General features: G+C 39.9%; 13 protein-coding genes and 1 other RNA gene. 12 read left to right on the top strand and 2 right to left on the bottom strand.

Annotated features, from left to right (window positions below):
• Positions 1–3: 3 nt before the first annotated feature.
• A complete protein-coding gene (gene recU, locus ACYSNU_RS08045; RefSeq protein ID WP_461736663.1) occupies positions 4–612 on the bottom strand; it encodes a Holliday junction resolvase RecU in 609 nt (202 codons plus the stop codon).
• Positions 613–674: 62 nt separating this feature from the next.
• Here recU and ACYSNU_RS08040 point away from each other — a divergent pair, with 62 nt between their 5' ends.
• The 11 genes from ACYSNU_RS08040 to ACYSNU_RS07990 all read left to right on the top strand — a co-directional run bounded on the left by ACYSNU_RS08040 (position 675) and on the right by ACYSNU_RS07990 (position 10,106).
• Positions 675–1,226 carry an SLOG family protein gene (locus tag ACYSNU_RS08040; RefSeq protein WP_461736662.1) on the top strand — a complete coding sequence of 184 codons (552 nt, stop codon included), beginning with the start codon at positions 675–677 and terminating at the stop codon, positions 1,224–1,226.
• A gap of 85 nt (positions 1,227–1,311) precedes the next feature.
• Positions 1,312–1,737, top strand: a complete 426-nt coding sequence (gene gpsB / locus ACYSNU_RS08035; RefSeq protein ID WP_461736661.1) for a cell division regulator GpsB — start codon at positions 1,312–1,314, stop codon at positions 1,735–1,737.
• Positions 1,738–1,748: 11 nt separating this feature from the next.
• An RNA gene (rnpB, locus tag ACYSNU_RS08030) (RNase P RNA component class B) lies at positions 1,749–2,113 on the top strand.
• Between the two features lie 203 nt (positions 2,114–2,316).
• Positions 2,317–3,474 (top strand): THUMP domain-containing class I SAM-dependent RNA methyltransferase, encoded by a 1,158-nt coding sequence (locus ACYSNU_RS08025; protein WP_461736660.1) that lies wholly within the window; start codon positions 2,317–2,319, stop codon positions 3,472–3,474.
• A gap of 12 nt (positions 3,475–3,486) precedes the next feature.
• The gene (locus ACYSNU_RS08020; RefSeq protein WP_461736659.1) at positions 3,487–4,983 is read left to right on the top strand and encodes a carboxypeptidase M32; all 1,497 of its coding nucleotides are present in this window, start codon (positions 3,487–3,489) and stop codon (positions 4,981–4,983) included.
• Positions 4,984–5,074: 91 nt separating this feature from the next.
• Positions 5,075–5,722: an HD domain-containing protein gene (locus ACYSNU_RS08015; RefSeq protein WP_461736658.1), complete on the top strand. Its 648-nt coding sequence runs from the start codon at positions 5,075–5,077 to the stop codon at positions 5,720–5,722.
• Positions 5,723–5,915: 193 nt separating this feature from the next.
• On the top strand, positions 5,916–6,458 hold the full coding sequence (locus ACYSNU_RS08010; RefSeq protein ID WP_461736657.1) for a DUF924 family protein: 543 nt from the start codon (positions 5,916–5,918) through the stop codon (positions 6,456–6,458).
• Between the two features lie 39 nt (positions 6,459–6,497).
• Positions 6,498–6,854: a hypothetical protein gene (locus ACYSNU_RS08005; protein WP_461736656.1), complete on the top strand. Its 357-nt coding sequence runs from the start codon at positions 6,498–6,500 to the stop codon at positions 6,852–6,854.
• Between the two features lie 163 nt (positions 6,855–7,017).
• Positions 7,018–7,452 carry a GNAT family N-acetyltransferase gene (locus tag ACYSNU_RS08000; protein WP_461736655.1) on the top strand — a complete coding sequence of 145 codons (435 nt, stop codon included), beginning with the start codon at positions 7,018–7,020 and terminating at the stop codon, positions 7,450–7,452.
• Positions 7,453–7,507: 55 nt separating this feature from the next.
• On the top strand, positions 7,508–8,689 hold the full coding sequence (locus ACYSNU_RS07995) for a VanZ family protein (RefSeq protein ID WP_461736654.1): 1,182 nt from the start codon (positions 7,508–7,510) through the stop codon (positions 8,687–8,689).
• A gap of 67 nt (positions 8,690–8,756) precedes the next feature.
• Entirely contained in the window at positions 8,757–10,106 is a 1,350-nt protein-coding gene (locus ACYSNU_RS07990) for a DEAD/DEAH box helicase (RefSeq protein ID WP_461736653.1), read from the top strand.
• A 109-nt stretch (positions 10,107–10,215) separates the two neighbouring features.
• On the opposite strand, the gene ACYSNU_RS07985 is transcribed toward ACYSNU_RS07990, so the two are convergent.
• Positions 10,216–10,659, bottom strand: coding sequence for a GNAT family N-acetyltransferase (locus ACYSNU_RS07985; RefSeq protein ID WP_461736652.1), 444 nt, complete (start codon positions 10,657–10,659; stop codon positions 10,216–10,218).
• 67 nt (positions 10,660–10,726) lie between these two features.
• On the opposite strand from ACYSNU_RS07985, the gene ACYSNU_RS07980 reads away from it, so the two are divergent.
• The gene (locus ACYSNU_RS07980) at positions 10,727–11,779 is read left to right on the top strand and encodes a DUF7278 family profilin-like fold-containing protein (RefSeq protein WP_461736651.1); all 1,053 of its coding nucleotides are present in this window, start codon (positions 10,727–10,729) and stop codon (positions 11,777–11,779) included.

Raw genomic sequence — 11,779 nt, 5'->3', positions numbered from 1 at the left:
AATTTAACTCCTTTGTTGCAAATATTGGTCGACAGCCGCTAAAAAAGGTACGCGGGGTGCCACACCTAAGTGAATCTCAATCCCATTTTTTTCCAGAAAACTAAGGGTTAATGATTTCCGCTCAGTTGACTGCTGATGCCATTTGGCAACAAAAATTTCGCTTGGTAAAAAAAAACAACGATTTAAAGCAGAAAACGACATGAGAATAAAACAGATTCCCTCTTGGGCCAAACAATCCTCCATGTGTTTAATTTGATGAGGATGAAAGTTTTTGAAGGGAAAGGAGGTTTTATTTTTAGTTTCCTTAGCTTCGAAATCGAGATAACGGCCACGATAGACACCATTATAATCCGTGGTTGACGGTTGACGAAAATAGGCTTCCCGAATAACGGCAGCACTTCGTCTTGGATAATCTACTTTGACGATTTGAACAGGGGTGGGTTTTTTATGAATGACTGCGATTTGATGATTTAAATAATAGTCATTACTAATGTTAATGGCCTCTTCAAAGCTCATCCCCCGATTGGCGAAATCGACTTTTTTTGCTTGCACTTTCCGTTGATTTGCGCCACTATGAAGAGGAGTCTGGCCATTGGGATAGCGAATTGTCATGGATGATCACACTCCTATGGGTCATTATACCAGAAAAAAAGTTAGGGAGGAAAGAATCAGCGATGGATGTGATTAAAACCTTGGTCTTAACCGGCTATCGCAGCTTTGAGCTAGGGGTTTTTCAAGATAAAGACCCGAAAGTTGCGGTCATTAAGAAAAGTTTAAAAATGACGCTGCTGCCCTACGTTGAGAACGGTTTAGAATGGGTCTTAACCAGTGGACAATTAGGAACAGAAATTTGGGGAGCTGAGGTGGTTTCAGAATTAAAAGAGGATTATCCAGAATTACGTTTAGGCTTAATTTTTCCTTTTGCTGATTTTGGCCAACAATGGAACGAAAACAATCAGCAAAAATTAGCCCTCGTTAAAAGTCTTGCTGATTTTGTTGATAGCACTAGCCACAAGCCTTATCAAAATCCGCAACAGCTGCGAAATCACACCAAATTTTTACTAGAGCATTCCGGCGGCTGTGTCATTTTGTTTGACGAGGAAGCCCCCGGTAAGCCGGAATTTTTTTATCGAGATGCCAAACAATTTCAAGAAAGATTTCCCTATGAAATCATCCAAATTACCTTTGAGGATTTACAGAATTCTTTAGAAAACCCTTATGAATGACAGAATCTATTTGATTTTATAGCTTTTTTTTAATACAATGATACAGGAAAACATTAAGAAGACAATAACGAGGTGTAAATAGAAGATGGCAAACCCCAATTATAGCCCCAAAGATATTTTACAACAGGAATTCAAAACAAAAATGCGGGGCTACGATCCTGCAGAGGTGGATGAGTTTTTAGATAATATTATTAAGGACTATGAATACTTCAATAAACAATTGATTGGCTTAAGAGAAGAAAACGAGCGTTTAAACGCCCGTGTTGGTCAATTAGCGAAATCAAACGAAGTCGCTTCAAGAGTTTCATCAGACAATAAAAGTACGACTGTAACTAACTTTGATATTTTAAAACGCTTGTCAAACTTAGAAAAAGAAGTCTTTGGCAGCAAAATTAATCAAGAAGAAAATTTTAGTGGCGGCTACAGCAGTCCTTCAAGAAGTTCTGTCAATGCTGAAAATTATTCCAATGCAGATAATAGTTCTGAATTGGATAAAACCCGCTTATTTTAAGAAATTTTATGATTTTCGGGTGATCGCGGCTAATTTTTTAGCTGAGGAAAGTCCATGCTCGCACAGACTGCGATGTCTGTAGTGTTCGTGCTTAGCGAAACCATAAGCTAAGGTACCAATTTTGGTAACGGCAGAAAAAACAGCTAAGGCTTCGGCTATGCTGAAGTATTCTTGAAAGTGCCACAGTGACGAAGCGTCTGGAGAAATCCTGACGGTGGAACGCGGTAAACCCCTCGAGCGAGCAACCCAAACAACGGTAGGGGCACTCTTTTTAGTAGGAAATGAACGAATGAAGGAGCCAGTTTAACTGGAGATAGATGATGACCCCTGTTTATTTCTCCCTGGAGATGAACAGGACAAAACATGGCTTATAGAAAATCATAGCTCAGGGGACCTCCAACGCTTGTTGGAGGTTTTTGTTTTGAAAAGACTTGCACGGGAAAAGATTGCTTTTAATCAGCTCTTTTGATAAAACTAAGTAGTAATCAACTTACAGAAATAGTATATGAATGCTTTTTATTATGATTGTAATAGTATACGTAATTTAGAGGAATTTTTATTAAGTTAAAGGAGCATATGATGGAACAAAAATTTAATTTAGTGGCGACAGCTGCCAGCGGCTTAGAAGCTCTTGTTGGCAAAGAGCTACGGGATTTAGGGATTGAATGCCAAGTTGAGAATGGTCGCGCTCGTTTTCAAGGGGATTTAACGACCATTGCGAAAACCAATTTGTGGTTGCGAACAGCGGACCGCATTAAAATTGTGGTGGGGGAATTTGATGCCGTTACCTTTGATGAATTATTTGAAAAGGTCAAAGCTTTGCCGTGGGAAGATTTTTTACCGCTGGATGCTAATTTTCCAGTGGCCGGTAAATCAATTAAATCGAAATTGTATAGCGTACCCGATTGTCAGGCCATCACCAAAAAAGCGATTGTTGAAAAATTACGGCAGGTGTATCATCGTCCTGCCAGTGTGCCCTTTGCAGAGACAGGGGCTTTATACAAATTAGAAGTTGCTTTATTAAAAGATCATGTAATGGTGACTTTAGATACTACTGGTCCTAGTTTGTTTAAACGGGGCTATCGTTTAGAAAAAGGCGGCGCTCCATTAAAAGAAAATATGGCGGCAGCTTTAGTGATGCTGACCAATTGGCGCAAAGATCGCCCGTTTTATGATCCAGTTTGTGGTTCTGGAACGCTGTGTATTGAAGCAGCTTTGATTGGGCATAATATCGCTCCAGGCTTCAATCGCGAATTTGCCTGTGAAGCTTGGCCTTGGTTTACACCAGCTGTGTTTGAAGCAGTCAGAAAAGAAGCCGATGAAGCGGCGGATTATGACGTGCAATTAGATATCACGGGTTCTGATATCAACGGGCAATTAATTGAAATCGCAAAAGCCAACGCAGATGAAATTGGCTTGGGAGATTCCATCACTTTTAAACAACAAGCGGTCAAAGATTTCAAAACGGAAAAAGAATATGGTGTGCTAGTTGCCAATCCGCCGTATGGTGAACGTTTAGGTGAAGAGGAGAGTGTCCGCCGTCTCTACAAAGAAATGGGCACCGTCTTTCGTCCTTTGAAAACCTGGAGTAAATATATTTTAACCAGCGATTTAGCCTTTGAGGAATATTATGGCGCTAAAGCGACTAAAAAGCGCAAATTGTACAATGGAGCTTTGCGGACAGATTTATTCCAATATTGGGGTGAACGGCCGCCACGGGTCAAAAAAGTAGATTAAGGATGTGTTGAAATGTTAGAAGCAGATTTTTTAAATGAATTAAAAGAAATTAATGTTCTTCAGCAGGCTTTAGCTATTTTAGAATGGGATATGCAAACGGGCATGCCTCAAAAAGCTAGTGAATATCGCGGCGAAACGGTTGGCTATTTGACTAAATTGAAATTTGAAAAAGAAATTGGCCCAAAAATGCAAGAGTATTTAACTTATTTTGCTGAACACCCAACAGAGCTGAGTGAAGTCGGTCAAGCGGCCTATCAAAAAGTCAAAGAGGAATTTGACTTAAACCATGCGATTCCAGTTGAGCAGATGCAGGCGTATAGCAAAGCCATTTCAATGGCGGATAGCGCTTGGCAACAGGCCCGCAGCAGCAAAAGTTTTGCCGATTTTGAAACAGCTTTAGCAGAAAACATTCGCTTTACGAAGGAATTTATTCCTTATTGGCAAAAGGCTGAAAAAACGCCTTATGATGTTTTGTTGAATCAGTATGAACCAGAGATGACGACTGAAATTTTGGATCAAGTTTTTGACCAAGTGTTGACAGGGATTACGGAAATTAGAGAAAAATTAGCGACTGGCATAGCGCCAAGAACTGATTTTCTAAGCCGGTATGTTTCCCGTGAACAGCAAGAGAAATTTGTTAAAAAAGTGATCACTCATTTGGGCTTTGATTTTTCTCGCGGGCGTTTAGATGACACGGTGCATCCTTTTATGACCGGAATTAATCCTGATGATGCAAGAATCACCACCCGTTGGCATGAAAATGATTTTACGATGGCGACCTTTGGCGTGATTCATGAAGCAGGTCATGGCATGTACGAACAAAATATTGATAAAAAATACGCTTATACCCCTTTGTATGCGGGCACCTCGATGGGCATTCATGAGTCCCAATCCCTTTTCAATGAATTAATTATCGGCGGCAATCGCAATTTCTGGGAAAAACAATTTCCTTTATTTATTGAAATCACCGGTGATACCTTTAAAGATATTGACTTTGAGACTTTCTATAAAGGCTTAAAGGAAACCAAGGCCAGCTTAATCCGGATTGAATCGGACAGTTTGACCTATCCGATTCATATTATTATCCGTTATGAGATTGAAAAAATGATTTTCAATGAGAATTTAGCTGTGGCGGATATTCCGGCTGTCTGGAATCAAAAATATCAGGAATACTTAGGTGTGGCACCAAAGAATGATTTAGAAGGCGTTTTACAGGATGTCCATTGGGCGGGGGGCAGCTTCGGCTATTTCCCATCTTACGCTTTAGGCTATATGTATGCTGCCCAATTGCATCATAAAATGATTCAAGAGCTACCCTTTGATGAGATTTTAAAATCAGAGGATTATTCGCCAATCCGCAAATGGTTGACTGAAAATATTCATCAATATGGCGCTAGCCGCAAACCAAATCAATTGATTAAAGATGCGACTGGTGAGAGCTTGAATCCACAATACTTGTTAGATTATTTAAAAGCGATGTATTATCCTGTTTATAATGTAACAGACTAAAAAAATAAACTGCAGCAAAATAGGTTCAACGGCTTTAAAAATATTTCAGCTGTTGAAGTCACTTTGCTGCGGTTTTTTGTTGGAGGAATTTATGGAAAACAAAATGCGTGCCATTTCTGATTATGCCAAGGGAAAAATGGCTCAAGATTTTTCCGGTCATGGCTTTGACCATATTTTACGAGTAGTGGCCAATGTAGAGCTATTGTTAAAGACAGAAACGCAAGCAGATGCTTTTGTCACTGTGGCCGCCGCTTATCTGCATGATACGGTCGATGATAAAGTGGTAACTGATGAACAAGCTGCTTATCTGGAATTGCGAAATTTTTTAATTTCTATAAAGTTATCAGAGGAGCAGGTTGCAGCTATTTTGGACATTTTACAAAATATGTCCTTTTCAAAATCTTTAGATAAAAAGGAAATTCGATTGAGCTTAGAAGGGCAACTCGTTCAGGATGCCGATCGTTTGGATGCCTTAGGTGCTGTCGGGATTTTGAGAACTGCTTATTTCGGTGGCAAAAAGGGGCACCCAATTCATGATCCGGACATTGAGCCAATCGATTACCAAAGCAAATCGGATTATCGTAAAGGCTCAACGGTCATCAATCATTTTTACGAAAAGCTGCTATTATTAGCAGCAACGATGAATACGGAAGCTGCTAAAATCGAAGGCCAGCGACGGACCGAATTTATGGAAGATTTTTTAAAAGAGTTTTTTTATGAATGGCCGACAACGGAATAAAAGTCTTGATTTAGTAAATATTTATCAATAATTGCCACTTTAAAAGGTTTTTTTGGAAACCTTTTAAAGTGTTATTTCTTGCCTTTTTTGCATTTTTGATAGACACTAGCGGTAGAAGAGAGAAATAATTATTGAACGATTATCAGATGTAACTGATTTAACTTATGTGTTTAACGGGGAAAGAGGGAAGTTTTTGGTAACTGCAAATGAAGTGCTTCAGTTTTGGTTTGAAGAGTTGACACCAGAACAATGGTTTAAAAAAGATGAGACCCTTGATGACAATATTAAAGAACGTTTTAGCGCTACGTTACTAGCGGTGTCTCGCGGTGAAACTTATGAATGGCGAACAACAATTGCTGGCCGTTTGGCAGAAATTATTGTCTTGGATCAATTTTCTCGGAATATTTATCGGGGACAGGCGGAAAGCTTTGCTTTTGATGGTCAGGCTTTGATTTTAGCTCAAGAAGCGTTAAAAGATCCGCAATTGGATCAGTTGACTACGCCACAAAGAAGTTTTCTTTACATGCCATTTATGCATTCGGAGTCACCGATGATGCATAAAATTGCCAGAGAGCTATTCACCGAACCGGGTATGGAAAACAATCTTGAATTTGAAGAGAAACACTGGGCAATTATTGAAAAATTCGGCCGTTACCCCCATCGCAATCAGATTTTAGGACGGAGTTCCACACCGGCTGAGATTGCTTTTCTCCAAGAACCAAACAGTTCTTTTTAGAATCTGGATTCATCAGAAAAGTTGAAAGGGGGCTTTAAGATGTATTTCCAACAAGTAGTCAAGCTCAAGGAATTAATTCGCCAACTGACCTATGTCGCTGAATGCTGCTTTTTAGTGGACAGTGATTTACAGGAAAAAAAATACCATGTCGCTGTTTATAAATATTTAAGCGAGTATTATCTTTTACAAGATGATCAAGTTATTGAGGCGATTAGTAATATCGTGGACAAAACTGGTAGTGAAGAAGATGTATTGTCCTTGATTGAAGAAGCCTTAAATCGCAATCATTATATTATTGTCGATGAAAATTTAGTGTTTTTAGATTTGAAAACACTCAGCCAAGTAGACAAGGAGAAGCATCAAATTAAATCGCGAATTTTTGAATTTGGAAAATAATGAATTTTAGATAACATGAACTAAGCTGTGACTTAAGACCTTTAAGATGACTTATCCAAACATTAATTTTACACCCTTTGTTAGCTTTTAGCAGTGGGAAGATTAACTTCGGTTAAGTTTATCAGGGGCTTAGGTCGCAGTTTTTTTGCAGGAGGAAAATACAATGGCAATTGAAATTAGAGGCGTGCAAGTAGAAGACCATCAAATGTTGGCCCAAATTATCTCAGAGGATTTAGGCTATCAGATAACCGAGGACTTTTTAGCAGAACGGTTAGAAACAGTCAGTCAACTTTCGGATAATCATTTGTTTGTGGCGGCTGATGAAAAAGATGTGATAGGCTTTATTCAATTTGAGGAATATCAGACTGTTTATTTTGCACCGCTGCTAAATATTCTTGGCTTGGCCGTTGCGAAGCAGGTGCAAGGGCAAGGTGTTGGCCGTCAGCTCGTCAGTTTTGCTGAAGAATGGGGGCAAGCGACCGGTTTTGCCGGTGTTCGACTGAATTCTGGAGCCGAACGAGTTGAAGCCCACCGCTTTTATCAAAAAATCGGGTATACTCTAAGAAAACAACAGGCAAATTTTTCCAAGATGTTTTGAGAGATGAGCCACTTAATTCCTCTGGTTATAAAAATTTTTGTTGAAGGAGTAGTCAATGAACGCTTATACGATGCCAATTTTAAATGCCATTCTTTGGTTTCCTTTTATCGCTTTATTAGTCTCATTGCCTTTTTTTGTAATACAATATCGCCGCTATGGCCGCTTTACTATTAGTCGGGGCTTGATTCTTTATGCCTTTGTCTTTTATTTGCTCTGTGCTTATTTTCTGGTGATTTTACCGCTTCCCGCCAGAGAAGCGGTGGCTGAGATGACCGGCCCAAGATATAATTTGGTTTTTGGAAAATCGTTAAGTGATTTTCTATCCCAGACTGTTTTTAGAATTAGCGAGCCAAGCACCTATCTGCCAGCATTACGCCAAGAGGTCTTTTTAGAACCGGTGTTTAATATTTTGCTACTTTTTCCTTTTGGGATTTTTCTAAGATATTATTTTAAATTTAGTCTGAAGAAGACAATTTTGTTCAGCTTTTGTTTGTCATTGTTTTTTGAGTTGACCCAATTATCTGGGCTGTACTTTATTTATCCCAGACCTTACCGCTTATTTGATGTCAATGATTTGTTTCATAATACGCTGGGAGGGACTTTGGGGTATTTATTTACGCCCCTCTTTACCTTTATGCTGCCCACCCGCCAGCAGATGGACGAATCTGCTTATGCCAAAGGTCAGCAGGTTACTTTAATTCGTCGGCTGGTGGCGTTGGTGATTGATTGGCTGATTATTTCGGTTGTCTATTTCTTTGCAGCGATGATTTTACTGTTAATTAATCAAAACTGGCGCATCAGTGATTCGACCTTTATTGGTTATACTGTCCAGATTTTATTGTATTGGGTGCTGTTAAATTATTTGCTGAAGGGGGCGACTCCAGGCAAACGCCTAGTTAAAATTCAAATTGTTCAAGAAGGGCGTACCCGGGTCTCTCTATGGGCTTTATTTGTTCGATATAGCTTATTGTATTTGGTGTTTAATTATCTAAGCCGTATCAGTGAATCATTATTCCCTTATCTGAATAATAGCAATCATAATGTGCAGGTGGTGGCTCTCTTGGTGTTTATTTTCACGGCTATCTTAAGCCTGTTATATGTCGTCAATATCCTTCTAGCGTTTATCTTACGCAAGCGAGTCTTGTTTTATGAAAAAGCCAGCCATACCCATGTTATCAGCCGAGTCTACAACCAAAAATTAGCCGAAGAAGTGGCTGAGGATCATTTGGAGGAATAATTTTTTTACGAGTAGCGGCGAAACTGTGTTATAATCCACAAGATGATTTAAGAAAAGAGGTGTCACCTTGACAGATTTTAAAGAATTTACGTTTCAAGATTTTATTTACGCGGCATTGGCAGACAAAGGTTTCCAACAGCCGACAGAAGTGCAGGAAAAATTAATTCCAGTCATTCAAAAAGGTCGGAGCGTGGTGGGTCAATCACAAACCGGTTCTGGAAAAACCCATACGTTTTTATTACCGTTAATGGATAAAATTGATGCGACCCTTGATGAAGTGCAGGTTGTAATTACTGCTCCCAGCCGTGAGTTGGCCGGTCAAATTTATCAAGCCGCCCTGCAAATTGCTAAATTTTCTAATCCGGAGATTCGTGTGACAAATTTTGTCGGCGGTACGGATAAACAGCGGCAATTAGACCGTTTGAAATTTCAACAGCCCCATGTGGTCGTGGGCACACCAGGCCGCATTTTAGACATGATGAACGAGCAGGCTTTAAAAATTCACACAGCTTTTGCCTTTGTTGTCGATGAAGCTGATATGACGTTAGACATGGGCTTTTTAACGGAAGTTGATCAAATTGCCGCTCGCTTGCCGGAAAAAATCCAAATGCTGGTTTTTTCAGCGACGATTCCGGAAAAATTGCGGCCCTTCCTCCGCAAGTATATGGAAAATCCCTTGATTGAAGAAATTCGTCCCAAAGCAGTTATTTCAGAGACCATTGATAATTGGCTGATTTCCACTAAAGGAAAAAATCGCAATCAATTGATTCATCAATTGCTGACGATTGGTCATCCGTATTTAGCAATTGTCTTTGCCAATACTAAACAGCGGGTGGATGAGCTGACTGAATTTCTGAAGGGCAAAGGTTTAAAGGTTGCCAAGATTCATGGGGATATCACTCCGCGGGAACGCAAGCGAGTGATGCGCCAAGTACAAAATTTAGAATATCAATATGTCGTGGCGACTGATTTAGCTGCTCGTGGGATTGATATTGAAGGCGTCTCCCACGTCATCAATGCCGAAATTCCGGATGATTTAGAATTCTTTATCCATCGAGTGGGTCGGACTGGCCGTAATGGTCTGCCGGGAATTGCCATTACTTTATATGATCCAAGTGAAGAACAAGCGGTGATTGCTCTAGAAAAAATCGGCGTTAAATTTGAACCGCGGGAAATTAAAAATGGTGAGATTGTCGAAACCTATGACCGTAATCGCCGGGATAAACGAGAAAAATTCCGGGACGTTTTAGATCCGACTTTAATTGGTCTGGTGAAAAAGAAAAAGAAAAAAATCAAACCCGGCTACAAACGCAAAATTAATCGGGCTATCTCAGAAAGCAATAAACAAAAACGCAAAGTGGCCCGCCGTCAAGAAGGTCGGACAACACGCAAGAACAAGAAAAATTCCAACAGCTAACTGCTGTTAATTTTGAAAATAAAAGCACTTCATCCGGTTTTTCAGACAGGATGAAGTGCTTTTGATTTGTATTTTTTTGATTGGTAAGAGCGACATTAAAAATTTTCCACTACTCATTCGTTTCAAGTAAATCTTTTTTCATGGAGACACATAAAATTCCATCCTCGTAAAAGGGTTTGGAGACAATCTGATAGCCTAATTTTTGATAAAATGCTGCAGTGGTCATTTCAGCAGATAAAAGCGAAGTTTTACAGCCAGCTGCCACGCCGCGTTTTTCTAGTTCGGTAAAGAGCGTTTTGCCGATGCCTTGGCGGCGATACTCTTTGGCAACACAAAAACGGTCCGGATGCAGCTGACTCGGTGAATCCAGCTGCCAGCGAATCGTGGCGACCGGCTGTCCAGCGATAAACGCTACGCCGTAAATTCTCTCGTTGTCATCTAATGCATCAAATTCATCGGTCGGCTTGATCTCTTGTTCTAAAACAAAAATCTGATAGCGCAGGTAAAATGCGCTGGCTTTCAGCCAAGCCTTGTGACCCCATAAAATCTCCATTTTTAAAACACCGCCTTTTTATTATGCTATACTATATTAGCATAAACATTTGAAGGGAGCAGACTTTGTGGATTTCATTTCAATGCTAGAGTGGTCCGTTTGGAAAAAACTGACAGATCAAGAGAAAACGATGGTAATGAATCAGGTGACGATGTATTTTGTCTCACCTTTATTAAAAATTTCTGATGTTCGCCTGGAGGAGCATGAATTATTTGGCATTAAGAGCCGGACCTTCTCTTTAAAAATTAACGATGAGGAATTTCTTTTAGTACCCGGCAATTCAGAAGCCATTTTAGGCTGGGATTTAGGTGTCAAGGGGCTGCCGCCTTTTGAAATTATTTCCGATCAGAAAAATCCCCGCAAATTAAAGCTGCCTGTTGAGACTGAATATGATTTTAGTGATTTAGAATCAATCGGCCAGTATATTAATGACTATACGACACCTTTAAGACGGGTTAGTGTACCGCCGATGTTGGTTCAAAAGTATTCTTTACCAGCCGGTACCTCCTACATGGGTACTTTGAATATGATTACCGGTGAATTTACCGGTGATATCGGCAGCTATAATTTATTTGAAACCCAGATTAAAAATATTATTTATCCTGAGCTTTCTGCCGAGGAATCTTTGAGCTGGTCATTTCCCCGTAGCGCCCTCAAGGAAGAAAAATTCTTTATGGAATTAACTGCTGGTGGAGAAAGCTATCGGATTTACCGCCATCATAATTGGAATTATTTTGAACAGGAAAAAGTTTTAAATAAATATGCCTTTGAACTCTTAACCGAAGACCAATGGGAATTTGCGGTGGGTGCTGGCACCCGCCGATTATTCCGTTGGGGCAATGAATTAGTCTTTGACGAAAGTATCTCCCGCCGGATGATTCAAAATCAAATCAGCCTTGCCAACATGTTTGGGCTAGTTTTTGATGCCACAAAATCTCGTTTGGAATTAACCCGCAGTCCGCAGGTTTTAAAAATGGATGATTATGGGGAAGCTTTCTACCCAATTGTCAATATGTTGCCACTAGCTTCTTATTATCACAGCGGTAAGGCCTTGAACCCGCAGGAAAAATTAGATCCTAGCAAGTATCTCTATCGTAAAGCCGTCATTATTGAAGCGTGA

The sequence above is a fragment of the Enterococcus sp. LJL120 genome, from assembly GCF_054871765.1.
Note: the sequence above shows the minus strand (reverse complement) of the source record. Positions and strands in the feature narration are given on the sequence as shown.

Excerpts from the sequence above, each read along its gene's own strand:
- recU (WP_461736663.1), bottom strand. The coding sequence starts at position 612 with ATGACAATTCGCTATCCCAATGGCCAGACTCCTCTTCATAGTGGCGCA.
- ACYSNU_RS08040 (WP_461736662.1), top strand. The coding sequence starts at position 675 with ATGGATGTGATTAAAACCTTGGTCTTAACCGGCTATCGCAGCTTTGAG.
- gpsB (WP_461736661.1), top strand. The coding sequence starts at position 1,312 with ATGGCAAACCCCAATTATAGCCCCAAAGATATTTTACAACAGGAATTC.
- ACYSNU_RS08025 (WP_461736660.1), top strand. The coding sequence starts at position 2,317 with ATGGAACAAAAATTTAATTTAGTGGCGACAGCTGCCAGCGGCTTAGAA.
- ACYSNU_RS08020 (WP_461736659.1), top strand. The coding sequence starts at position 3,487 with ATGTTAGAAGCAGATTTTTTAAATGAATTAAAAGAAATTAATGTTCTT.
- ACYSNU_RS08015 (WP_461736658.1), top strand. The coding sequence starts at position 5,075 with ATGGAAAACAAAATGCGTGCCATTTCTGATTATGCCAAGGGAAAAATG.
- ACYSNU_RS08005 (WP_461736656.1), top strand. The coding sequence starts at position 6,498 with ATGTATTTCCAACAAGTAGTCAAGCTCAAGGAATTAATTCGCCAACTG.
- ACYSNU_RS08000 (WP_461736655.1), top strand. The coding sequence starts at position 7,018 with ATGGCAATTGAAATTAGAGGCGTGCAAGTAGAAGACCATCAAATGTTG.
- ACYSNU_RS07995 (WP_461736654.1), top strand. The coding sequence starts at position 7,508 with ATGAACGCTTATACGATGCCAATTTTAAATGCCATTCTTTGGTTTCCT.
- ACYSNU_RS07985 (WP_461736652.1), bottom strand. The coding sequence starts at position 10,659 with ATGGAGATTTTATGGGGTCACAAGGCTTGGCTGAAAGCCAGCGCATTT.